Source organism: Rhizobium atlanticum, assembly GCF_030182485.1.
GTDB lineage: Bacteria > Pseudomonadota > Alphaproteobacteria > Rhizobiales > Rhizobiaceae > Rhizobium.
The window spans coordinates 67,167-89,466 of sequence record NZ_JAQJCJ010000019.1; the positions used below are offsets into that span (position 1 = coordinate 67,167).

A 22,300-nucleotide genomic window follows, 5' to 3' on the forward strand; every position below is an offset into this window, starting at 1 on the left:
CAGTGGCCGCATCGGCCTGCAATGAAATAATCACACCGCAGATGAACCGGGAATTAGCGTTGCCGCCGAACTGGCACGGAATTGCGAACAGGTGAAATGAAATATTGGTAAGAAACCTCAAGTTTCAGACCGCGGAGCCTATAGCGCAAAAATCCCCAGCGTTTCGCGCTCCCGACAGGCAGAAATTGCCCACCGTTAATCGGGATCCTCGGTAAATTGCCCGGCACCCGGCAGCGGATGCAGCCAGGCTTCGCGCCGCTTGATCCACACTTCATGGTTCGGCTCAAGATCCGTCGGCGGACCGTCGAGAGAGCCGAGGCGGATTTCCACCGTCGCCTCCTGAAGGCAGAAGAGCCTGCTGCCGCAGGCGGGGCAAAAGCTGCGGCCGGCGAATGTGGCTATCTCGCCGCTATGGGAAAATGCCGGTCGGGGCCAGAGCGCAAAGAACACGAAGGCGGAACCACTCGATTTGCGGCAATCAGCGCAGTGGCAGAGGCCGACGCGAAGCGGCTCGCCTTCCACTCGGTAGGCGACCGCTCCGCAAAGGCAGCTTCCCGTTCTGATCCTCATTGACGGCCGTCAGGAGTCGAGCTTGGTTGGGAGGCCCGGCGGACGGCGCTTTGCCGCCATCAGCAGATCGAGTTCCGTGGCTGAGGGGCCAAATTTGTCATAGAGGCGCTTGGCCTCCTTGTCGTCCAACCGGTATTTTCTGGCAAATTCGCTCATGCTGTAGGGGCGGCCACGCAACACTCTTCGCGCCGGGGTCGCCGTTTTCGGTGCGTCGGTCATGGTTTTCTCCTTTCATCAGCTTCCCTGTAAGTTAGAGCGGCCCATCTATTTGAAAAGACTCGAGCGGCCTCGGCAGGGCCATCAACCGAAGCGGATGCGGCTGATTTTCCTGGAACCTTTTTGCCGAGAGACGGTTTTCGAAGCGAGGCTGCGGGCCGCGCCACGCGGACGCGGCGGCGCTGGAGAACATCGGGATTTTTCCGCTTTCTCCCGATGGCCAACGAACTGGCAGGCGAGCTCCCTACCCGCCCGGTCCGCTACCTCATCCTCATTCCGGCGAGATCACGAAATGTTAAAATGCGGAACGCATGCGCCGGGGCGAGGTTGTCAAGACGAGGTCGACGTGGCCTCAGTTCAAAACCAAGGAGAAACCAAATGGCAAACCAAGGTGGAACCCATGAACAGCACGTCAAGGCTGGGCAGCAGAGTCACAAGAATGACTCCAATACCCGCAGCGCCTCTTCAGGCGGCCGCGACGCGCAGTCCAGCGGAACCCGCGGCGGCAGCCATGAGCAGCATGTAAAGGCTGGTCAACAAAGCCACAAGAACAGCCACTAAAGCTGTCATGACATGACACTCGGCCCGCGCCCTCCATTCCGGCGCGGGCTTTTTCGATGCGGTCACCCCGCCCTACCCGCGTTGTGTTTAAGACGAAGCAATGCAAACATCCGTTGAACGAATAACGCGAAACCAAGATATAGTCCGCATATCTCGATGTAACTTTTGATAAGATTCACGACAACACCGGAGTGTGTACTAATGGAATAGAGGCTGGCCGGTTTGGTGGAGATTGCCTTTGTGGCTATGTAAAGATACCCCAAGGTTAAAAAGATAGATATTGGAATAAGCTTGGGGATATAGCTGGCATCCTTAACCCATATCTGACTGACAAATAGGTAGAAAAGATAGATCAACATGATAGCGCTGATCATGGAGCGCGTGGAAAGCAGTATGCAGCTATCTAGTACCGGGTAGCCGGCCTCTAATAGGACATTGGCATCCCGAAGATTCGGTGGCCAGATTCCAATATATATACTGTTAGATGCCAGATAGCACGCCCCTTCAGCATGCACCCAAGAGAAGCCATTCATCAATACTGCAATAAGAAATGTGACCAACATCGCAGAGAGAAGTTCCCACAGCTGGCGGTGCATTTCTTTGTCCGCCTCGCCCTCCTTCACATTGGCCCTTTTCAGTGTAGTCATTAGCGATCCGGCAAAAGGTAAGGAAATGGAACTTAAAGTCGAATTGCTATCAAAACGGTTTCATCGTCAAGGATGATTGGAATCTTATAGCGAATGCACATTCACGCCGCTCGGACGATCCTTGGATCTCAAGACAGACGCCGGCCTTCCTCACCGAAGAGGTGCAAAACCTCGGGATCTAAATGCAGCGGCAGGCTGTCGCCGGATTTCATCTTTTGCTGGCCCGCAAAGACGGCGATCAGCTTCTTGCCGGCGGCTTCGGTGTGAACGACGGTTTCAGAACCCAGCTCCTCGACAAGGGTGATCCGCGTGTCAAGCCTGCCTGCGGCGGCTGAATCGGCGAGGCTGATGTGTTGAGGTCGGATGCCGATGCTGACCCTCTCGCCCACGGGGCGCGCCTCCCTGGCAAGGACGGAAAGGCGATGGCCGCCGACGGTTTCGACTTGCACGAAACCACCCTCGTGACCGACGATCGAGGCTTCCAGGAAATTCATGTGCGGCGCGCCGATGAAGCCGGCGACGAAGCGGTTGGCGGGTTTGTTGTAGAGTTCCAGGGGTGTTCCCACCTGCTCGATCCTGCCGCCTCTCAGCACGACGATGCGGTTTGCGAGCGTCATCGCCTCGACCTGATCATGGGTGACGTAGATCATCGTCGCCTTCAGGCGAGCGTGGAGCGCGGCGAGTTCGGCGCGCATGCTCACCCGGAGCTCGGCGTCAAGATTGGAGAGTGGCTCATCGAGCAGGAAGGCATCCGGCCGGCGGACGATGGCGCGGCCGATCGCGACGCGCTGGCGCTGGCCGCCGGAGAGCTGGCCGGGGCGGCGCTGCAGAAACGGCTCGATCTCCAGCATCCGGGCGGCATCAGCGATGCGGGCTTCGATCTCGGCCTTGGCCACCTTGGTGTTCTCCAAGCCGAAGGCAAGGTTTTCGCGCACGCTCATATGCGGATAGAGCGCATAGGACTGGAAGACCATGGCAAGGCCGCGGTCGGCCGCACCGATCGCGGTGACGTCCTTGCCGTCGATGGCGATGCTGCCGCCTGTGGGCTTGTCGAGTCCGGCGATCAGGCGCAGCAACGTCGATTTTCCACACCCGGACGGACCGACGAAAGCGACGAACTCGCCGTCATTGACCTCAAGCGAGACATCGCGGATGACCTCGACGGCGCCGAAATTCTTGACGATGTTCCTGAGCTCGAGTCCGCTCATGCACTCTCCTGTCTCATATTATTTCAGCCCCGAGCCGGCGATACCAGTCGTGATGAAGCGCTGCAGGAAGACGAAGATCAGCACAACCGGGATCATCGAGACGACGGTCATGGCGAGGATGTAGTGCCACTGCACGTTTAGCTCGCCGGCATAGACGTTGAGGCCGACCTGCAGCGTGTAGAGTTCCTTGCGCGACAGCACGATCAGCGGCCAGAGGAAGTCGTTCCAGCGCCAGACCACCGAGAAGATCGCCAGCACCGCCAGCGCCGGCGCTGACAGCGGCAGGATGATGCGCCAGTAGATCTGCCATTCGCTGGCCTTGTCCATGCGCGCGGCGTCGATCAGTTCATCGGGGATCGTCAGCATGTATTGGCGGAGCAGGAAGACGCCCGTCGGCGTAGCGACGGTCGGCAGGATGACGCCCCAGAGGCTGTCGAAGAGATTCAAGCTGCCAATGACGGAATAGAGCGGCACGACAATGACCGAGAGCGGCACCATCAGCGTTGCCAGGATCATCAGCATAACGGCGGTGCGGCCGGGAAACTGGTATTTCGACAGCGCAAAGGCAGCCATCGAATTGACCAACAGGGTGATGGCCGTCGCCACCGCCGTCACGAAGACCGAGTTGCGCAGGAACAGGAAGAAGTCGAAGCGCTGGAAAGGCTCGGTGTAATTGTTGGCCGCGAATTCGACCTCACGCACCGGCGTGCGGTCCTTGATATTAATCTTGACGATTTCGCCCGGTTGTTTCGGATCGACCATCTGGCCCATGATGCCGATGCGGCGGACTTCGGCGAGCACACGGGTGCTGCCATCCGGCATCGTCACATTATAGAGCGGCAAAGGCTTGTCGTAACCCGGCACCACGGCCTGCTCGGTGACGTAGGGCAGGACGGACGGCGGGAACTCGGCAAGGGCAGCCGGCGTCTTGAACGAGGAGAAGACCAGCCAGATGGCCGGGCCGAACATCAGGATGACGCCTGAGATCAGCCAGATCCAGGTGACGACGTCGGTCCAGTGCCAGCCGCGGCCGCGGCGGCGAAGCAGGAACGCGGTGACGGCGCTCATAGACGTTTCCCCTTCTTCTCGTTGCGGCTGCTCGCGGCAAGCTGGACCAGCGTCAGGATGACGAGCACGATGCCCATCAGGATCGAGGCGGCCGATGCGAGCCCCGGATTGCGCAGCGAACTGGCAAAGCCGGTCTCGTAAATGAACTGGGTGATGTACATGGTGCTGGTGCCGGGCCCGCCGCCGGTGAGCACGAAAACCTCGTCGAAGATCTGCACGGCGCGGATCAGCGCCAGAACCAGGACGACAATGAGGTTCGGCATCAAGAGCGGCAGGGTAATGCGCCGGAAGATGCGGGTGGGGTTTGCCCTGTCCATTGCCGCCGCCTCATAGAGATCCCTTGGGATCGCCTGCAGGCCGGCGAGCAGGATCAGCGCATAAAAGCCCATATGCGCCCAGACCGAAACAAAGACGGCGAAGAAGAAGGCCCAGAAACGATCGCTGAGCCAGGAGAAGGGTTCGAAGCCGAAAGGACTCAGCGCATAGTTCAACAGGCCCTCGCGCTGAAGGATCCACTTCCAGATCAGGCCGACGACCACGGGCGACAGCAGCACCGGAAAGAAGAAGACGGCGCGCCAGAAGCCGCGATTGGAAAGTTCGCGGTTGAGGATCAACGCCGTTGCGAGTGCCGCGACCAGCATTGCCGAGACCTGGAAGACGACGAAGACGGCGGTGTTGCGCACGGCGGCCCAGAATGTGTCGGCAGCACAAGTCGAGGGGTCGAGATAGGAGCGGCAATCGAAGAGGATGCGGTACTGCTCAGCGCCGACATAAGTCCTGTTCGGCAGGAAGATGGCGCCGCCGCTCGTCGTCGAATAGATGAAGTTGATGACTAGCGGCAGGAGCACGAAGACGGAAAAGATCACCATGTTGGGCGCCAGAAAGACGCCCGCCATGCCGTTCAGCCCCGTCAGCTTCTGCCAGGCGCGCATGGGAATGTCGATCATCCCCATGACGAGCCGGACAGGCGCGCTGAGCGCCTGCCGCAGACCGGCTTTCGCCGGTGGTTCGGAAGAAACCGTCTTCTCCGCCATCCGCTCTTCCGTCAGTTGCCGCCGACCTTGGCCTTGATGTCCTCGTCGATGCGGCCATAGGCATCGTCGAGCTTCATTTCGCCGGCGATCACCTGGCTGATGCGGGCAACGATGGCGCTGTAATAGGCGTCCGACCACTTCCAGCCCGGCAGCTTCAGCGCAGCCGGGGCCGTCTGGCTGGCCGATTCAACGAAGGCCTTCAGCGCCGCCTTCACATGCGGATTGTCGGTCTTGAAGTCCACCTGGCCGGCGGCTACGCCCTTATGCGCCGGGATGAACAGGCTGCGCTCGGCGAATTCCTTCTGCACGTCGACGCTTGCCAGGTAGTCCATCACCTTGGCGACGTCCTTCGGGTTCTTGGTGTATTTGACGGCGACCAGACCGGCGCCGCCCTGCATGCCGCTGCAGGCCACCGTGCCGCACGGGCTTCCGGCCATGACCCAATCGAAACTGTCGCCGATCTACTGCGCGAAGCCCGAAACCTGCCAGCTGCCGGAATAATAATAAGCGAGACCGCCATTGATGAAGTCGTCGGCGGCAGCGCGATAGGTGCTGCCGGCAGCACTGACCCAGACGTCCTTGTTGACGGTGCCGTCCTCGTTCCACTTGACGAAGCGGCTGAGGAATTCCTTGGCGCCCTGATCGATGGGCGCCGGCTTGCCGTCGGCGGCGATATAGTTGGCGCCGTAGGAGATGTTAGGGCCGGTGACGCGGTGGCCGGAGCGGTCGATCGCCATGGCGAAGACCTTCTGACTATCAGCGACCTTTTTGGCCGCTGCAGCCCAGTCGTCCCAGGTGGCCTTCGGGCCGGGATTTTCGACGCCGGCCTGCTCGAACAGCGTCTTGTTGACAAAGCCGCCGGTGAGCGTCAGCTGGGTCATGAAGCCAGTGATGGCGTTCGAGCCGTCGGGACGCATCCAGTCAGCCTGGGCGCCGAAATTCTCATCCCAATATTTCGCATCGGCGAGGAGCGGGCGGAGATCGAGCCAGTGCTGCGACTGCGCCTTCAGATTGGTGACGCGGGCGATATCGGGCCCCTTCCCGGCTTCCAGCTGCACCGGCAGCTGTTCCTTGACTACGTCATAGGAGACTTCATCGAGGATGACGTTGACATCGGGATTGGCCTTCGAGAAGCGCGCCAGCAGATCCTTGATCACCTCGCCTTCGCCGCCGTCGGAATACCACATGATGCGCACGTCGCCGGCGTGGGCGGCAACGGAACTCAAGAGAACCGCAGCAAAGGCCGCGCCGATCGATTTCATTCTGGTCATAGTCTCCTCCTCTTGACCGATGAACTTTTGCATCCGGCCAGGTCCTCCACCTGTCCGGACATGTCCTTTAAGAAGCAGCGCGCCGCTGCTGCCTGCCCGCTATCTCAAGATGTACCGCGCCTCCCCGCACTAACCAGTCCGACGGCCTGAGAATACGGCCTTCGGCGCGCACGGTGCCGTCCTCTTCGAAGATGACCTGACCATAATCCGGGTCGTCGATGATCAAGGCGCCTTCATTGCCGCGGCGGGCTGCGAGCGTGGCGAAACGCGCCCGCATGCCGTCGAGGCTGTCTTCGCGCCCGAGATCTGAGAGGCGGACGATCCAGCGGCCGTTGCGGCCGGCGAGACGCAGCTCGACATCCGTCGTCGGACCGTGCTTCACCGGCTCAAGCGGTCCATTGCCGATGAGCATCGCCAGGCCGTCGCCGGAACGGGCAAGCGCCAGGTTGCCGCCGACCGCCGCCTCGTCGAAGGCTTCGAGCGGGAACCAGGTATGGGTGAAATCTGGCTGGCCGTCGTGAATTTCGAAATCGAGAATGGCGAGGTCACGATATTGATGGACGCGCGGCAGCGTTCCGCAGCCGCCCCAGAAGCTCGGCCGACCGTAGCCGAACTGGATGGTTTCGCCGGGATGGTTGATCCATATCTGCGCTTCCGGCCGCTCGCCCAAACGCAGATGCAGAACCGTCTCCTGATAGCCCCAGGCGCCGGGGCGGTAGTGGGCGATGGTGCCGAGCGCGGTATCGCGCGTCTTGTAGTGATAGAGGGCCGCGAAACGATTCTCGCCCTGGGAAAATGTCCATTCCTGCGCGTCGTCGGACTGGTGCGCAGCGATGGCCGCGAGCGCTTCCGGAAAACGCAGGCCGTGATCGAGGATGCAGACGGCAAGCTGCGGCAGCGCGTGAACGCGGCGGCCGTACCAGCCGCGGCCCCAGAGCAGCCGGGCGATCGCCGACAACTCTACGGAGCGGCCAGGGCGTAGCGTGTGTTCGTAGGAGCGGCCCTGGCTGCCGGTCAGCATGCCGTGATGGGCCGAACGGGCGACAATTTCCATCAGGCGGACGATGCTGACATTGGCGCGGTTGCGGATAGCTTCATCCGGGGCGCAGGCAGAAAGCGCCGTCAGCCCTTTGAGGTCGATCGGGAAATAGGGAACGGAATTCCACTCGGCCATTTCCCAGCGCTCGAAATGATCGAGCCAGGCCCGGACGCGATCTTCGCCGACCCTCATCTGCTCGGCGCCGGTGCGGCCGGAACGGATGAAGACGGCGTCGGGGAACAGCCTGCCACCGAGATAGGCGGCGGTGTGGAAGAGCAGCGCGTGATTTTCCGAAAAGTACCACTGCACGTCGTTGCCGGGCTCGTCCATCCAGTAGCGGTAGCTGAGAACGGCGCGCTCGATTCTCTGCCGCAGATCCTGCGACAGAAGATCGCTCCAGCGCGTGTAGGCAAACAGCAGCGGCACCAGAACGAAATCGGCGCAGTCATGACAATCCTCGATAACAGGCAGCATCGCCGAGATCATCGCCTCGGTCTCCTCGCCGCCCTGCCCCAAAGCAAGGCGCGCGAAGGCGCAGACCGTATCAGGCTCGGAATGGGCGGCGACCTCGGCAAGCGCCTCGGCGACGCGATCCTCGAGCGCGGCGGGCGCCAGCCCCTGGCGCTGGGGATGGCAGATCTCGACGCCGAGCGTGCGGCCGAGCGAAAGTTTGCCTGTTTTGAACGTGATGCGGAAATGGCGGAAATCGGCGGGCATATCGGCCGAGGGGCCGAGTTCCAGCTTCGTCGCCCCCGCTTCCAGCGCGAATTCATAATCGAAGCGCTCGACCGACATGAAGTCGCCTTCGATCTCGACATGACAGCTCAGCGCCACCGGCAGCGGCGCGGGAAACAGGATCGTCACGTCCTCGCCGAGATAGGCGGTGCGGTCGAAGCGCATGCCTTCGAGGATTGCCTCCAACCCGTCCGCGTCACCGGCGGCGATGGGAACAGGCACTGATGTTTCGACCTCCGGCCCATCGAGATAATCCAGCTGGAAATAGAAGCGGGTGTCGCGTTCGGCGAGATCGTCGAAATAGATGCGGATCTCGTTGAGTCCCTTGGAAAGCTCGACCTCGAAAATCTGCTGAGTTTCCAGATTGCGCTGGTAAGGCGCCATGAAGCCCTGCTCGGTCCCATTGACGAAGAGGACGGCGCCACCGCAGGTCGACAGGCGCAACGTGGCTGGTCCCGCCGACTGCGCGTCGAGGAAGGTACGCGCCCAGCAGCCGATGCGCGTCGGACGAAACCAGAAGCCGGAGAGATCGACGCGCGGCGACGAAAAGGGAAGCCACCAGCGGACGGCCTCGAATTCGGCAGCCGGCTGCGGCCGCCGCCCGGCGAAACATGCCTTGAATTCGGTGCGGCAGGGATATTCATGTGGAATGAAATTCTTCGTCTTGGTGACGAAGAAAAACGGATCCATGTCGCCTTTCATCGGCTGGTCGGCAATATCGTAGCGCTCCTGCGAGAGAGAGCCGAGCTGCCAGTAGACGATCGGGCTTTGTTTCGCGGTCTTGCGGCGGAGATAGGATTCTTCGGCAGCCATGCTTCAGCCCGCTTGAACCTTGACGCACCGGGCAAAACGCCGACGCATGGACTTGCCGTCAAACCGCATCTTCAAAGCCTCCCTGCTCTGCCGCCTGTCGCTGACACGTTAATTGTGCATAGCCATTCCGTTTGCGCAATCTGAAAGATTTTTGCATACTTCAAAAGAGAGCGAGGAGATGTGATGGCTGCGGAGCAGAAAAAAGGCAGGCGCACACGCCTCGACGACATCGCCGCCCGCTGCGGCGTCTCGATCAGCACGGTGTCGCGCGCGCTCGCCGGAGAAAAGGGCGTCAGGCCCGAGATCCGCAAGCTGGTGTTGGAAACGGCGAGCGCTGTCAGTTATGCGCTGCCGGCGAGTGTCGCCGGCAAGAAGGTCATGCTCGTCGCCTCCGGCGCGGCGATGATCGACTATGTCCGCAACCAGTTCACGCTCCACGTGCTGGAGGGATTGAACGCGCGCGCGTCCGCCCTCGGCATCGAAATGGCGATGCGTCCGGTCGCCGACAAGGCCGATGAAACCCGCGTCATCGCCGAGATGCGCCATGATGCAAGTTTCGGCGGCATGCTGATTCTGACGGTCGACGAGGAGGACATGCTGGCGGCCGCCGCCGATCTCGGGAAGCCCGTCGTACTCGTCAACAGCGACGATCCCTATATGCGGCTTTCGAGTGTGACGCCCTGCAACCGATCGGCCGCCTTCATTGCCGCCGAGCGGTTGATCGGGGCCGGGCATCAACGCATCCTGTTCATGCTGCGGCCGGGACGGCGGACGATCGAGCGGCGCCTGGAGGGCTGGCGCGACGCGCTGCAGCATCATGGGCTGACAGCCGATGCCGACCTGGTGCTCGAGGTCGACGACTGGTTGCCGGAACTCGGCGCCGAGGCGATCACCCGTCTCGTCGGCGACAAGGGCCTTTTCTTCACCGCCGTTCTGACGGCGGGCGACAGTCTCGCCAACGGCGCCGTGCGCGGATTGCAGGCGATGGGTTATGCCGTGCCGCAGGATGTCTCCGTCATGGGCATAGACGACCTGCCGCAATCGGCCTTTCTCAATCCGCCGCTGTCGACGGTGCATATTCCGATGCGCGAACTCGGCGCCACCGCGCTCGACCTCTTGCGCGACATGATGCTCGGCCTTGCCCTGCCGCGCCGCCGTGTCGAGCTTGCCTGCCATGTCGTCGAAAGGGGCAGCGTCGCAGCCGTCCGCCGTCCGGTTGCCGTGGATCACATCAAGCCAATTGCGTGAGGTATTCCGATCATGAAATTCCTGGCGATATCCGGTAGCGCCCGCAGAGCCTCGATCAATACGGCCATGCTATATGCTCTCCGGTCGGCTGCCGGGCCGGCGCATACGCTCTCGGTCTATGATCGTGTTGGCGAGCTCCCGGTCTTCTCGCCCGATCGCGAACTTCCCGAGCCTCCTTCCGAAGTGGCGGCTCTTGCAAATGCCATCGCGGATGCGGATGGACTGATCCTGGCGAGTCCAGAATATATCAGGTCAGTCCCCGGCGGGCTGAAGAACGCCATCGACTGGCTCGTCTCCCGCAACGAAGTGATCGGCAAACCGATCGTGCTTGCGCACGCGTCGCATCGCGGCGATGAGATGCTGCAGCAGCTTCGCACCGTTCTCGCTACGCTGAGCGAGCGCTTCAACGGGCAGCTCTTCCTTCGCTTCCATCTGATGAAGCTTTCCCCGGAAGAAATTGCCGAGCATCTTTCCGCGCCCCGGCATCAGGAGGAGATGCGCCGTTTCATCGAGGCTTTCGCACGCTATTGCGGCCCAGCCTGAGGCTCGCTTGCGCAACGACCCGTCAAGCCTCCATGAAGCTCGCCTCGAATAGCTCCTGCGCATAGGCATCATGCGTCGTGCCGGCCTGCAGATCCGCCTTTGTGAGTTCGTCGACGAAACCGCCGTTCTTCATGATCAGCACCCGGTCGCACATATGGGCGATCACTGCGAGGTCGTGGCTGACGAGCAGATAGGTCAGTCCCTTCTCCTCGCGCTGGTCGGCAAGCAGGTTGAGGATTTCGGCCTGGACGGAAACGTCGAGCGCCGATGTCGGCTCGTCGAGCAGCAGGATCGGCGGCGACAGGATCAGGGCGCGGGCGATCGCCACCCGCTGCCGCTGGCCGCCGGAAAGTTCGTGCGGAAAACGGTTGGCGAAGCTTGCCGGCAGGCCCACCTGGATCAACGCCCTCTCGACCTTCGACCAGATGTCGGCATGGCGCATGGCGCGCAGTGGCTCGGCGAGCGCGGTGCCGATGCGGTGGCGGGGATGCAAGGAGCCGTAGGGATCCTGAAACACCATCTGGGCTGAGGTCAGTTCCTCGCGGGAGCGCTTCTTGCCGATCGGCTTGCCGCGAAGCTCGATCTGACCGGTCCAACCGGCCTCCATGCCGGCAAGGCAGCGCAGCACCGTCGATTTGCCGCAGCCGGATTCGCCGACAATGCCGAGCGTCTCGCCCTGGTTCACCTGAAAACTGATGCCCCGGACGACATGGTTGCTTGATTTGCCGGAGCCAAAGACGACATCGAGGTCGCGGACATTGATCATTGCGCCGTCTCCAGATCGAGTTTTGCCCTATCGAGAACCGCAAGCCGACGAACCGGATTTTTCGGATCAGGCAACGCCGCGATCAGCCCGCGCGTATAGGTATGGCGGGCCTCTTCAAGGCTGGTCAGCGTTTCGACGATCCTTCCGGCATACATGACGATGATGCGCTCGCAGAAGGCTGCGACCATGCGGATGTCATGGCTGATCAGGAGCAGGCCCGAATTGTTTTCGCGCACCAGTTCATCGAGCAGGAGCAGCACATCCTTTCGCACGCTGACATCGAGAGCCGAGGTCGGTTCGTCGGCGATCACGAGCTTCGGCCGCGCCAGCAGCATCATGGCGATCATCACGCGCTGGCCCATGCCGCCCGAGATCTGGTGAGGATAAAGCGCCATCACCCGTTCGGGATCGGTGATGCGCACCCGCTCGAGCATGGCGCGGGCGGCATCCTGCGCGGTGTTGCCGCTGAGGCCGAGGTGAAGGCGCGCGGCCTCGGCGACCTGCTTGCCGATCGACAGCACCGGATTCAAGGAATAGCGCGGATCCTGCATGATCAGCGCGATATCCTTGCCGCGCAGCGCGCCCATCTGGCGCTCGCTTTTTGCCAACAGCGGACTGCCGGCGAGATCCATTCGCTCGGCAGAAACGATCGCGGCCGGCGGCAAAAGACGCATGATTGCCCGCCCTGTCGTCGATTTGCCAGAACCGGATTCTCCGACGATCCCGACCCGTTCGCGGCCGACATCGAAACTGACATTGGAGACAGCCGGCACGGCACCTCGACCGAACCGGACATTCAGCGACTTGACGGAAAGAACCGGCTGGAGGTCACGATCTTGCATGGCGGGGATCCAGAATGTCGCGCAGAGCATCTCCGGCGATGTTGAAGGCAAGGCTCGTCAGCAGGATGGCGATACCGGGCATGACCGCGACCCACCAATAATCGAGCATGAACTTGCGGCCGTTGGAAATCATCGCGCCCCATTCCGGCGCCGGCGGCTGGGCGCCAAGCCCGAGAAATCCGAGCGACGCCGCCGTCAGAATGATGCCCGCCATATTGAGGGTCAGGCGAACGATCACCGATGGAATGCACATAGGCGCGATATAGAGAAGCAGGATGCGCATCGGCGAAGCGCCGTAAAGGCGGGCGGCCACCACGTAATCGGCATTTCTGACGACAAGCGCCTCGGCGCGAGCAAGCCTTGCGATCGGCGGCCAGGCGGTGAGCGAGATGGCGATGATTGCCGTCCCCAGGCCAGCGCCCAGCGCGGCGGCAAAGGCGAGCGCCAGAATCAGCGAGGGGAAGGACAGCACGATATCGGTGGCGCGCATCAGGAACGCATCGGTATTGCCGCCGAAGAATCCGGCGACAACGCCGATCAGCAGTCCGATCGGCCCAACGATCAGGGATACCGACAACACCGTCTGGATGGTGATGCGCGTGCCGAAGATCAGGCGGCTCAGAATGTCGCGACCGAACTCGTCCGTGCCGGCCGGATGCGCCAGGCTCGGCGGCTGCAGGGCGTCACCGAGCGATTGGATGACCGGGTCGTAAGGCGCCAATAGCGGCGCGAAGATCGCTATCAGGCAAAGCAGGCCGAGGATGACGAAACCGGCAAGGCCAAGCGGCTCGGCAGCCAGTTTGCGGCCGGCCCGCGCAAACGACGCCGCCATGCGGCTCGGAACGCTTGGAGGACGAATCCGGATCTCGCTGCCGATAACATTGCTCATCGGGCTGGGGCTCATCGCGCCGCCTCCCGCATGCGCGGATCAAATATGGCGTATGCGACGTCGGCGAGGAAGTTCAACAGCATGAAAATGAATCCCACAATGATGGTGCCGGCCACGATGGCGTTCATGTCGCCGATCATCAGCGCATTCGTCATGTATTGGCCGATGCCCGGCCAGGAAAAGACGATCTCCGTCACGACGGCACCCTCGAGCAATCCGCCGTAGGAAATGGCCAGGATGGTGATCAGCTGCACGGCGATGTTCGGCAGGACATGGCGCCAGATCGTGCCGAGGGGGCTCACACCCTTGGCGCGGGCCGCAATGACGTAATCCTGGCTCAACTGCTCGAGCGTGAAGCTGCGGGTCATGCGCGTGATGTAGGCCATCGCGGCATAGGCGAGAATGATGGCCGGAAGGATGATATGGCCGAGGGCATTCCAGAAGATTTCCGTCTCGCCCTGCAGGAGGCTGTCGACCAACAGCAGCCCGGTCTGCGGCGTGACGAGACCTTCGTAAAACACATCGATCCTGCCTGGCCCGCCGACCCAGTTCAGGCCGGCATAGAAGATGATGAGGCCGACGATGCCGAACCAGAAGACCGGGATCGAATGACCGACGAGGGCGACCACGCGCGCTACCTTGTCGATCACACTGTCGCGAAACAGCGCCGCGACCAGGCCGAGCGGGACACCGACGAAGGTCGAGATGATCACGGCAAGTGTGGCCAGTTCGAATGTCGCCGGAAAGGCCTGGGCGAGGTCCGAAGAGACGGGATTGCCGGTCAGCACGGCCGTGCCGAAATCACCATGGGCGAGCCCCTTCAGATAGAGGAAGAACTGCTGATAGATCGGCAGATCGAGCCCCAGCCGCGTCCGCATCGCCGCATAGGCGGCGGGATCAGCGAGTTCGCCGACGATCGCGCCGACGGGATCCGCAGGCAGGACGCGGCCGATCACGAAGGTCACACAGAGGAGGATGAACAGGCTGACGAGCAAATGCGCCAGGCGTCGGCCAAATTCGGCTACAGAAAGTTCCTTCATGATCGGCTGCCTCAGGAGGATTACTGGGCTTCAGACTTCGTGACGTTCTCGAGACGCGTCAGCTGGGTCGGATGCCCCACATATCCTTGCACCTTGCTCGACAGGACAATCGGCTCGAAGCGTTCGAACATCGGCAGCACCGCCGGCTTTTGTTCCACGAACATCTTCTGCATCTCGACATAGAGCTCGCCGCGCCTCTTGGCGTCCGGCTCCATCGATGCCTTCGCCGTCAGAGCAGTGAGCTCCGGAATGTCCCAGGCCGAGCGCCAAACGAAGTTGCCGGCATTGTTGGCCTCCTTCGAGTTGTCGGGATTGGAGGAGAACTGCTCCATCGAGCCGAGCACGTTCGGCATATAGGCGCTGGTCTGCGGGATCAGCAGATCGAAATCCCTGGCGCGATGGGCGGCGATGATTTCCGAGCCGTTGCCCTGCTGGATGTCGATCTTGATGCCGACCTGGGCAAGCGACGCCTGGATGGCGGTGGCAAGGTCGATGCGCGGCGTCTGTGCGATCGTCTTCAGCGTTAGCGAGAAGCCGTCCTTGAACCCTGCTTCGGCCAACAGCTGCTTGGCCTTTTCGACATCGAGATGCCAATCGGGGTTCGGGATCGCAGATTCGAAATTCTCCGGAACCGGAACGTTTCTCGCCCGCCCGTAGGGACCCATGATCGTCTTCTCGATGCCCTTATAGTCGATGCCATAAGCAATCGCCTCGCGCACCTTCGGGTTGGACAGGTACTGGTTGCCGGCATTCATCGACAGCACGTAGAAACCGCCTGTCGGAATACGCTGGATGGTAAAGCCCTGCTTGTCCTTGAAGGCCGCGAGGTCGGCGGCGGTCATGGCGCTGGCGATATCGATGTCGCCGCGCTCGAGCATCAGCCGCTCGACCTGGCTTTCCGGAACATGGCGGACGATGACGCGCTTCATCTTCGGAGCGCCGGTGACATAATCCTTGTTGGCGTCGAGGATCACGAGTTCGTTCGGAGACCAGCGGTTCAGGGTGAATGGGCCGGAACCAGCCGAATGCGTGCGCATCCAGGCATTGCCATAATCATTGTCGGCGACGTGCTTCTCGACTTCGACGCTGTCGACGACGCTGGTGGTCGACGTCGTCAGCCGGTAGAGCAGCATTTCGGCGGTCACCTGGTCGGAAAAATCGATGCGCACCGTCTTGTCGTCGACTGCCGTGACGAGCTTGTCGACATTGGTCTTGTCGTAGCCGACGCGTTTGAGGTTGGCGGCGGCGGCCTGGTCGAGTTTCAGGAGCCGGCCCAGCGAATAGACGACGTCCTTCGCCGTCACCGGATTGCCGGAGGCGAAATTGGCTTGACGCAGCGTGAAGGTGATGCCCCTGTCGTCGACCTTCCAGCTTTCGGCCAGCTGCGGCACGATCTTGCCATCCGGTGTGCTGTTGACCAGACGGTCGTAGAGGTTCGACATGATCTCGACCGCCTTGCCTTCGGTCGCCTGATGCGGATCGAGGGACAGGACCTGCGCCAGTGATGTCCCGATCACCAGCTGATCCCTAGGCGTGGCGGCGTGCGAGAGCGGCGCAGCGATCGTCAAGGCGCCGATGACGGCGCCGACGAACAGGCCTTTCGAAAAAGGCTTCATTGTAACTCCTCCCTAGATTACTATAAGAGACATATTATGTCGTCCGTGTGTCGTATTATGATTTATCGAAGTCCAATTTGATTTGCAAGACCCGTGCGGAAGACTTGGGACAAAGGAACTGGGGAAACGAGAATGACGACACTTGGCCGTGGTCGGCAAAGACTGGCGCAGCAGGTCATCGATCAACTGCGCGCGCAAATCGAGACGGGGAAATTGCGCGTCGGCGACCAGCTGCCGACCGAGCCGCAGCTCGAATCGACCTTCGGCGTCAGCCGCACCGTGGTGCGCGAGGCCATCGCGGATTTAAGGGCTGCGGGTTTTGTCCGGCCAATCCAGGGCAAAGGCGTGTTCGTCGCGGATCCGAAGGTTCATTCGGTCATGTCGCTGACGCCGGTGGAAATCAAGAGCATTCCGGAAACCCTGGAATTGCTGGAGTTTCGCATGGCGACCGAGGGTGAAGCGGCAGCGATTGCCGCCTATCGCCGCACGGCCGAACAGGAAGCGGCGATCCGTGAAGCCAACCGCCGGATGGCGCAACTGATCGAGACGGGACAGCAGACCGTCGAGGCCGATTATGCCTTCCACATGGCGATCGCGGCGGCCACCAACAACCGGTTCTATGTCGATGTTCTCCGTCATTTCGGCCCGCGCGCCATCCCCCGCGGCCAGTTTCCGACGCTGCCGGAGGCCAATGACCGCGAGTATCTGCAGAAGGTTTATGCCGAACATGTGGACATCCTGGCGGCGATCGCCGATCAGGACCCCGACCGCGCCCGCCAGACGATGCGCGCGCATTTGATGGCGAGCCAACGTCGCTATCGGATGCTCGCCGAACAGCAATAGGGCTCGACACTTTTAAAAATTCATATTATGTCATATGACATTGTTGAATTTGGAGAGGGTCTCTGATGTATCTTGGAACACAGGTGGCGGCGCGCGACGATGACGATTATCGGATCTTCGCGCAATTGGGGGTGAAGCATATCAGCGCCGATCCGCCGGGAATGCCGAGCAGCTGGACGCTTGCCGACATCGAACGCCATCGCGACAAGGTCGAGAGCTTCGGCCTGATCCTCGACATGATCCAGCTGCCCCTGCCCTCGCAGCCGATCGAGAAGGCTTCCTATCCCGACATCCTGCTTGCCGGGCCTGAGCGTGACCGGCAGATCGATGCGGTCTGCCAGATGATCGAGGATGTCGCGGCGGCCGGCATTCCGGCGGTCAAGTACAATCTCAACCTGATCGGCATTCCGCGCACGCCCGATGAACCGGGACGCGGCGGCTCGCTGAATGCGAGCTTCCGCTGGGAGAAGACCGATCAGCAGGCAGCCCCCGGCCTTGCCGGCGTGCTCTCCGAGGACGAAAACTGGGAACGGATCGATTATTTCCTCGAACGCGTCGTGCCGGTCGCCGAAAGCAATCGCGTCCGGCTCGCCTGCCATCCGCACGACCCCTACACGCCGCCCGGCTATCGCGGCGTCACACGCGTGCTCGGCACGGTGGAAGGGCTGAAGAAATTCGTGCAGATGCGCGAAAACCCCTATCACGGGCTCAATTTCTGCCAGGGATCGGTCGGCGAGATGCTCGAAAATCCACGCGAAGAGATCGACGACGTCATTCGCTGGTTCGGAGAGCGCAACAAGATCTTCAACGTTCACTTCCGCAACATTCGCGGCGGCAAGCTGTCCTTCATGGAGACCTTCCCCGACGAGGGCGACATGGACATGGTCCGCTCGGCCAGGATCTACAAGGAAGTCGGCTACAAATACATGCTGATGCCCGACCACGTGCCGACCGTCAGCGGCAGGGACCCGTCCGCCACTGCATTTGCATTTTGTTACGGCTACATCGCGGCACTTCTTCAAGTGCTCGAGAGCGCCTGACACGATCGATTTTCAACACCCAAGGAATAGGACGTCATGATGAACCCGATCGAATTGAAGAAGGCCGTCGGCAGCGGCCTGCTGTCGTTTCCGGTGACGCATTTCAACGATGAACTCAAGTTCGACGAATCGAAATACCGCCGTCATGTCGAATGGCTTGCCGGCTACGACGCCGCGGCGCTGTTCGCCGCCGGCGGCACGGGCGAATTCTTCTCCCTCAATCCGAGCGAGATCCCGCAGGTCGTCAAAGCCGCCAAGGCCTCGGCCGGCAGGACGCCGATCATCTCGGGAACCGGCTACGGCACGTCGCTTGCCATCGAGATCGCACAGGCGGCCGAAAAGGCCGGCGCCGACGGATTGCTGCTTCTGCCGCCCTATCTGATGTTTGCCGAGCAGGCCGGCCTGATCGCCCATGTCAAGGCGGTCTGCCGATCGGTCGGCATCGGCGTCATCGTCTATAACCGCGACAACGCCATCCTGACGGCCGACAGCATCGCGCGCCTTGCCGAGGAATGCCCGAACCTGATCGGCTTCAAGGATGGCGTCGGCGATGTCGACAAGGTCATCGAGATCACCACGCGGCTCGGCGATCGTCTCGTCTATGTCGGCGGCATGCCGACCCATGAGGTCTATGCCCAGGCCTATTTCGCCGCCGGCGTGACCACCTATTCATCGGCCGTCTTCAACTTCGTCCCGGCGCTGGCCCAGCGCTTTTACGGCGCCTTGCGCACCGGCGATCAGACGACCGTCAACGAGATCCTGAAGAGCTTCTTCTTCCCCTTTGTCGCCCTGCGCAATCGCAAACGGGGCTATGCCGTTTCGATTATCAAGGCCGGCCTCGAGGTGCTCGGCCAGAATCCTGGGCCGGTGCGGCCGCCTCTGACGGATCTCACCCCGGAGGAGCTCGCGCTGCTGGAAAAGATCGTCCAGGCAAATGGTGTGGAACGGATTGCGACGGAGTAACAGGTTGGTGATAGAGGACGTGCCTGGACGTGCCCCTTGAACCGAGGCTATGGGAGATGCCGCAGCCTCGCGATTCCCTCTTCTCCCCAGCGGGGAGAAGGTGCCCGTAGGGCGGATGAGGGGGCCGGCGAAGCCGGTTTTCCTATAGTGTCCATGCGAGCTTAGTCCGTACCGGCGACGATTCGACAGTTCAGGGTATTTGTCGTCGGCGTGGCGGGATGTGTGATTAAGGAAAAAGTGTGCTGTGTAGCCCCCTCATCCGCCTGCCGGCACCTTCTCCCCGCTGGGGAGAAGGGATTATGCCGCACCCTCTTCGCTTCACTCCCAGCTTTTGAGGCACATCCCCGGAAGCCGCGTCGAGACAAGTGGCTCGACCCAGTGGGTTATGGTGGAAGGCAGCGACTGACGATAAAGCCGCCCTCACCTACAGCGCCACACCAGTGCCGCGGTCGAAAATATGCACCTGGTCGCTGGCGATGCTCGCCTCGAACACGGCGCCGTAGCGGGCGGGGTATTCGCCGTCGACGACTGCCGTCACCTGTTGTCCGGCAAGATCGAAGACCACATGGGTCTGGGCGCCTGTGGGTTCCACCAGCATCGTGCGGCCGGCGAGCGGTGTGCCGGCCGACAGGCCGGGAACGAGATGCTCGGGGCGCAGGCCGATAGTGACGGCCTGGCCGCGCCTGACCTTTCGGTCGGGCGCAATGCGGATCGCAGTGCCGTCGTCGAGACGAGCAGCCGGTTCACCGCTTTCGCCATCCACCGTGCCGTCGAGCATATTCATCGCTGGCGAACCGATGAAGGCGGCGACGAAAAGATTGGCCGGCTTCTTGTAAAGTTCGAGCGGTGTTCCCTGCTGCTCCACCTTGCCCTGGTTGAGCACGACGATGCGGTCGGCGAGCGTCATTGCCTCGATCTGGTCGTGGGTGACATAGATCGAAGTCGTCCGGACCTTCTGGTGCAACGTCTTGATCTCCGAACGCATCTGCACGCGCAGTTTCGCATCAAGGTTGGAGAGCGGCTCATCGAACAGGAAGACGGCCGGATCGCGCACGATGGCACGGCCCATGGCGACGCGCTGGCGCTGGCCGCCGGAAAGCTGCGCCGGCTTGCGGTCGAGCAGTTTGGCGAGGTCGAGCATGCGGGCCGCTTCAGAGACGCGGGCCTCGATCTCCGGCTTGGCAACGCCGGCGAGCCTCAGATTGAAACCCATGTTTTCGGCGACCGTCATATGCGGATAAAGCGCATAGGACTGGAAGACCATGGCGATGTTGCGCTCGCGCGGCGTCATGGCGTTGACGACATTGCCGCCGATGGCAATCTCGCCGTCGGTGATTTCCTCGAGACCGGCGATCATTCGCAGCAGCGTCGACTTCCCACAGCCGGACGGGCCGACGAGCGCGACGAATTCGCCATCCTCGATATGAAGCGAAATGCCGTGGATGACGTCGACGGCGCCGTAGGCCTTGTTTACATCTTTCAGTTCAACGGATGCCATTGATGCAACTCCAACGGTTCGGCTCAGGACTTCACGGCGCCGGCAGTCAATCCGGCGATGATATGTCTCTGGGCGACAAAGAAAACGATGATCGTGGGAAGGATCGTGAGGGTGATGAAGGCCAGCACCAGCTGCCACTCCGTGCCGAATTCACCGCGATAGACCATTATGCCGAGCGGCCAGGGATATTTGGATTCCGAGTTCAGCATGATCAGCGGCAGGATGTAGCTGTTCCAGCTGCCGACGAAGGAGATAATGCTGACGGTGGCGACGATCGGGCGGGAGAGCGGCAGCGAGATATGCCAGAAGAATCTCATATAACCGCAACCGTCGACGAAGGCCGCCTGAAACAATTCTTCCGGGAGGTTGCGGAAATAGTTCCGGAACAAAAGGATGCTCATGCCGAGGCCGAAGGCCACCTGCGGCAGCACCACGCCCCAATAGGTATTGAGCAGGCCGAGATCGCGGATGCGGATGAACAACGGCAGGATCGCGGTCGCGGCCGGAAACATCAGCCCGAGCAGGAAATAGTTGAGCAGGAAGGACGATCCGAAGAAGCGCACATGGGCAAAGGCGAAGGCCGCCATCGACGAGACGATCAGCGTCAAGAGCACGGTCAGTGCTGCGATTACAAGCGAATTGCCGATCTGCAGCCAGTAGCGCTCGCCGAAGAGAATGTCGGTATAGTTGGCCCATTGCCATTCCGTCGGCAGTCCGAAGGGATTGGTGCGGAGATCCCCCAGGGTCTTGAAGCCGCCGAGCGCCGTCGTCAGCAGCGGCACCAGCACGATCGCCGCGATCAGGCTCAGCGACACGTAGAGATAGATGCGGGTGGATGTCCTCATGCGGATGGAAGAGCTCATATCAGTCATGGCGCATGAAGATCCTTTTGTAACCGAAGGCGAGTGTCACGCAGATTATGAAGAGCACCACGCCGACGGCGCTGCCCAGACCCACCTGCATGCGCATGACACCGTAGGTATAGAGGAAGGTGACCATCGTCTGCGTCGAGTTCGACGGCCCGCCGCCGGTCAGCGGCATGATCATATCGAAGAGCTGCAGCGAGCCGACGACGGCGAAGAAGATTGAAAGGCGCAGGGTGGAGCCGAGGAGCGGCAGCGTGACATAGCGGAATTTCTGCCAGCCGGTGGCGCCGTCGATCTCGGCCGCCTCCAGCACGCTCTTGTCGACCGATTGCAGGCCGGCGATGAACAGCATCATGTGGAAGCCGAAATATTTCCAGACGATGACCCCCAGGATGGCATAGATCGCCAGCTCCTTGTCGGCGAGCACGTAAGGATTGGCGAAACCGAAGAAGTTGGAAATGGCGGCAAACAGGCCGTAGTCGCCATCATAGACAAAGCGCCAGATAAGGCCTGCGGCAACGTCGGCAAGCACATAGGGCAGGAAGAAGATCAGGCGGTAAGCGACGACGCCGGGAATGCGGTGGGCGAGCATGGTGGCCAGCCAAATGGCGAGCGGCACCTGGATGCAGATCGAGATGACGATGATCAGGCCGTTATTGACCAGCGCCTGGGTAAACGCCGCGTTGCGGAACAGGACCTGGAAATTGCGGAGCGCGATGAACTCCGTCGGCGTGCCGTAACCGTTCCACTTATAGAGGCTGTACCAGGCCGCCTCGCCCATCGGCATGATGACGAAGAGCGTGAAGAGCAGCAGCGCCGGTGGCAGAAACAGCAACAGCACGGTCAGGCGGTCGTGGGCGACCGAGCTCTTCCGGTTTGCAACTCGTCTTGCCGGCCTTGCGGCGCTCGGTGTCGATAGGACTGAGATATTGGCCATGGTTCCTGCTTTCGCATCTCGTCGGCAGCGATGCCGGCGCTCCCGAT

At 61.5% G+C, this 22,300-nt stretch carries 21 protein-coding genes and 1 pseudogene; 6 read left to right on the forward strand and 16 right to left on the reverse strand.

Annotated elements, in window-relative coordinates; genetic code table 11:
• Positions 1–195 precede the first annotated feature (195 nt).
• The gene (locus tag PH551_RS24920; RefSeq protein WP_085778134.1) at positions 196–570 is read right to left on the reverse strand and encodes a GFA family protein; all 375 of its coding nucleotides are present in this window, start codon (positions 568–570) and stop codon (positions 196–198) included.
• 9 nt (positions 571–579) lie between these two features.
• Positions 580–789, reverse strand: coding sequence for a hypothetical protein (locus PH551_RS24925; RefSeq protein WP_085778133.1), 210 nt, complete (start codon positions 787–789; stop codon positions 580–582).
• A 375-nt stretch (positions 790–1,164) separates the two neighbouring features.
• Here PH551_RS24925 and PH551_RS24930 point away from each other — a divergent pair, with 375 nt between their 5' ends.
• Positions 1,165–1,347, forward strand: a complete 183-nt coding sequence (locus tag PH551_RS24930) for a hypothetical protein (protein WP_004673791.1) — start codon at positions 1,165–1,167, stop codon at positions 1,345–1,347.
• Positions 1,348–1,409: 62 nt separating this feature from the next.
• Here the strand turns inward: PH551_RS24930 and PH551_RS24935 are convergent, their stop codons facing one another.
• The 6 genes and pseudogenes from PH551_RS24935 to PH551_RS24960 form a co-directional block, all read right to left on the reverse strand.
• Entirely contained in the window at positions 1,410–1,994 is a 585-nt protein-coding gene (locus PH551_RS24935) for a hypothetical protein (RefSeq protein ID WP_285195431.1), read from the reverse strand.
• A gap of 128 nt (positions 1,995–2,122) precedes the next feature.
• The gene (locus tag PH551_RS24940; RefSeq protein ID WP_285195432.1) at positions 2,123–3,202 is read right to left on the reverse strand and encodes an ABC transporter ATP-binding protein; all 1,080 of its coding nucleotides are present in this window, start codon (positions 3,200–3,202) and stop codon (positions 2,123–2,125) included.
• Positions 3,203–3,220: 18 nt separating this feature from the next.
• A complete protein-coding gene (locus tag PH551_RS24945) occupies positions 3,221–4,270 on the reverse strand; it encodes a carbohydrate ABC transporter permease (protein WP_285195433.1) in 1,050 nt (349 codons plus the stop codon).
• On the reverse strand, positions 4,267–5,304 hold the full coding sequence (locus tag PH551_RS24950; protein ID WP_285195434.1) for a carbohydrate ABC transporter permease: 1,038 nt from the start codon (positions 5,302–5,304) through the stop codon (positions 4,267–4,269). Before PH551_RS24950 ends, PH551_RS24945 begins: the two co-directional genes overlap by 4 nt.
• A gap of 11 nt (positions 5,305–5,315) precedes the next feature.
• Positions 5,316–6,575: pseudogene (locus PH551_RS24955) on the reverse strand (ABC transporter substrate-binding protein).
• Positions 6,576–6,642: 67 nt separating this feature from the next.
• The gene (locus PH551_RS24960) at positions 6,643–9,162 is read right to left on the reverse strand and encodes a hypothetical protein (RefSeq protein WP_285195435.1); all 2,520 of its coding nucleotides are present in this window, start codon (positions 9,160–9,162) and stop codon (positions 6,643–6,645) included.
• 183 nt (positions 9,163–9,345) lie between these two features.
• Here PH551_RS24960 and PH551_RS24965 point away from each other — a divergent pair, with 183 nt between their 5' ends.
• Positions 9,346–10,410 carry a LacI family DNA-binding transcriptional regulator gene (locus tag PH551_RS24965; protein WP_285195436.1) on the forward strand — a complete coding sequence of 355 codons (1,065 nt, stop codon included), beginning with the start codon at positions 9,346–9,348 and terminating at the stop codon, positions 10,408–10,410.
• A 12-nt stretch (positions 10,411–10,422) separates the two neighbouring features.
• Positions 10,423–10,953, forward strand: coding sequence for an NADPH-dependent FMN reductase (locus tag PH551_RS24970; protein WP_285195437.1), 531 nt, complete (start codon positions 10,423–10,425; stop codon positions 10,951–10,953).
• Positions 10,954–10,975: 22 nt separating this feature from the next.
• Here the strand turns inward: PH551_RS24970 and PH551_RS24975 are convergent, their stop codons facing one another.
• From PH551_RS24975 to PH551_RS24995, 5 genes are read right to left on the reverse strand one after another with little or no spacing between them, the layout of a single operon-like run.
• Entirely contained in the window at positions 10,976–11,719 is a 744-nt protein-coding gene (locus PH551_RS24975; protein ID WP_285195438.1) for an ABC transporter ATP-binding protein, read from the reverse strand.
• On the reverse strand, positions 11,716–12,561 hold the full coding sequence (locus PH551_RS24980; protein WP_085778125.1) for an ABC transporter ATP-binding protein: 846 nt from the start codon (positions 12,559–12,561) through the stop codon (positions 11,716–11,718). Before PH551_RS24980 ends, PH551_RS24975 begins: the two co-directional genes overlap by 4 nt.
• The gene (locus PH551_RS24985) at positions 12,548–13,450 is read right to left on the reverse strand and encodes an ABC transporter permease (protein WP_085780064.1); all 903 of its coding nucleotides are present in this window, start codon (positions 13,448–13,450) and stop codon (positions 12,548–12,550) included. Before PH551_RS24985 ends, PH551_RS24980 begins: the two co-directional genes overlap by 14 nt.
• Positions 13,451–13,461: 11 nt before the next feature.
• On the reverse strand, positions 13,462–14,490 hold the full coding sequence (locus tag PH551_RS24990) for an ABC transporter permease (protein ID WP_285195439.1): 1,029 nt from the start codon (positions 14,488–14,490) through the stop codon (positions 13,462–13,464).
• Positions 14,491–14,510: 20 nt separating this feature from the next.
• On the reverse strand, positions 14,511–16,106 hold the full coding sequence (locus PH551_RS24995) for an ABC transporter substrate-binding protein (protein ID WP_285195440.1): 1,596 nt from the start codon (positions 16,104–16,106) through the stop codon (positions 14,511–14,513).
• Between the two features lie 132 nt (positions 16,107–16,238).
• Between PH551_RS24995 and PH551_RS25000 the strand changes: the two genes are divergently transcribed.
• From PH551_RS25000 to kdgD, 3 genes are all read left to right on the forward strand, one after another.
• On the forward strand, positions 16,239–16,949 hold the full coding sequence (locus PH551_RS25000; RefSeq protein ID WP_285195441.1) for a FadR/GntR family transcriptional regulator: 711 nt from the start codon (positions 16,239–16,241) through the stop codon (positions 16,947–16,949).
• A 65-nt stretch (positions 16,950–17,014) separates the two neighbouring features.
• Complete coding sequence (locus PH551_RS25005) at positions 17,015–17,989, forward strand: mannonate dehydratase (protein ID WP_285195442.1); 975 nt, start codon at positions 17,015–17,017, stop codon at positions 17,987–17,989.
• Positions 17,990–18,025: 36 nt separating this feature from the next.
• Positions 18,026–18,952, forward strand: a complete 927-nt coding sequence (gene kdgD, locus PH551_RS25010) for a 5-dehydro-4-deoxyglucarate dehydratase (protein ID WP_285195443.1) — start codon at positions 18,026–18,028, stop codon at positions 18,950–18,952.
• 424 nt (positions 18,953–19,376) lie between these two features.
• Here the strand turns inward: kdgD and PH551_RS25015 are convergent, their stop codons facing one another.
• Genes PH551_RS25015 through PH551_RS25025 form a run of 3 tightly spaced genes read right to left on the reverse strand, consistent with a single transcriptional unit; the run spans position 19,377 to position 22,253 of the window.
• The gene (locus PH551_RS25015) at positions 19,377–20,450 is read right to left on the reverse strand and encodes an ABC transporter ATP-binding protein (protein WP_285195444.1); all 1,074 of its coding nucleotides are present in this window, start codon (positions 20,448–20,450) and stop codon (positions 19,377–19,379) included.
• 23 nt (positions 20,451–20,473) lie between these two features.
• A complete protein-coding gene (locus tag PH551_RS25020) occupies positions 20,474–21,322 on the reverse strand; it encodes a carbohydrate ABC transporter permease (protein WP_097598546.1) in 849 nt (282 codons plus the stop codon).
• Entirely contained in the window at positions 21,315–22,253 is a 939-nt protein-coding gene (locus tag PH551_RS25025; protein WP_285195445.1) for a carbohydrate ABC transporter permease, read from the reverse strand. Before PH551_RS25025 ends, PH551_RS25020 begins: the two co-directional genes overlap by 8 nt.
• Positions 22,254–22,300 lie beyond the last annotated feature (47 nt).

Coding starts and splice junctions, on each gene's coding strand:
- PH551_RS24980 (WP_085778125.1), bottom strand. CDS start 12,561: ATGCAAGATCGTGACCTCCAGCCGGTTCTTTCCGTCAAGTCGCTGAAT.
- PH551_RS24940 (WP_285195432.1), bottom strand. CDS start 3,202: ATGAGCGGACTCGAGCTCAGGAACATCGTCAAGAATTTCGGCGCCGTC.
- PH551_RS24960 (WP_285195435.1), bottom strand. CDS start 9,162: ATGGCTGCCGAAGAATCCTATCTCCGCCGCAAGACCGCGAAACAAAGC.
- PH551_RS24920 (WP_085778134.1), bottom strand. CDS start 570: ATGAGGATCAGAACGGGAAGCTGCCTTTGCGGAGCGGTCGCCTACCGA.
- PH551_RS24995 (WP_285195440.1), bottom strand. CDS start 16,106: ATGAAGCCTTTTTCGAAAGGCCTGTTCGTCGGCGCCGTCATCGGCGCC.
- PH551_RS25020 (WP_097598546.1), bottom strand. CDS start 21,322: ATGACTGATATGAGCTCTTCCATCCGCATGAGGACATCCACCCGCATC.
- PH551_RS24975 (WP_285195438.1), bottom strand. CDS start 11,719: ATGATCAATGTCCGCGACCTCGATGTCGTCTTTGGCTCCGGCAAATCA.
- PH551_RS24930 (WP_004673791.1), top strand. CDS start 1,165: ATGGCAAACCAAGGTGGAACCCATGAACAGCACGTCAAGGCTGGGCAG.
- PH551_RS25005 (WP_285195442.1), top strand. CDS start 17,015: ATGTATCTTGGAACACAGGTGGCGGCGCGCGACGATGACGATTATCGG.
- PH551_RS24950 (WP_285195434.1), bottom strand. CDS start 5,304: ATGGCGGAGAAGACGGTTTCTTCCGAACCACCGGCGAAAGCCGGTCTG.
- PH551_RS24925 (WP_085778133.1), bottom strand. CDS start 789: ATGACCGACGCACCGAAAACGGCGACCCCGGCGCGAAGAGTGTTGCGT.
- PH551_RS24945 (WP_285195433.1), bottom strand. CDS start 4,270: ATGAGCGCCGTCACCGCGTTCCTGCTTCGCCGCCGCGGCCGCGGCTGG.
- PH551_RS25000 (WP_285195441.1), top strand. CDS start 16,239: ATGACGACACTTGGCCGTGGTCGGCAAAGACTGGCGCAGCAGGTCATC.
- PH551_RS24935 (WP_285195431.1), bottom strand. CDS start 1,994: ATGACTACACTGAAAAGGGCCAATGTGAAGGAGGGCGAGGCGGACAAA.
- PH551_RS25025 (WP_285195445.1), bottom strand. CDS start 22,253: ATGGCCAATATCTCAGTCCTATCGACACCGAGCGCCGCAAGGCCGGCA.
- PH551_RS24985 (WP_085780064.1), bottom strand. CDS start 13,450: ATGAGCAATGTTATCGGCAGCGAGATCCGGATTCGTCCTCCAAGCGTT.
- PH551_RS25015 (WP_285195444.1), bottom strand. CDS start 20,450: ATGGCATCCGTTGAACTGAAAGATGTAAACAAGGCCTACGGCGCCGTC.
- PH551_RS24990 (WP_285195439.1), bottom strand. CDS start 14,490: ATGAAGGAACTTTCTGTAGCCGAATTTGGCCGACGCCTGGCGCATTTG.
- kdgD (WP_285195443.1), top strand. CDS start 18,026: ATGATGAACCCGATCGAATTGAAGAAGGCCGTCGGCAGCGGCCTGCTG.
- PH551_RS24965 (WP_285195436.1), top strand. CDS start 9,346: ATGGCTGCGGAGCAGAAAAAAGGCAGGCGCACACGCCTCGACGACATC.
- PH551_RS24970 (WP_285195437.1), top strand. CDS start 10,423: ATGAAATTCCTGGCGATATCCGGTAGCGCCCGCAGAGCCTCGATCAAT.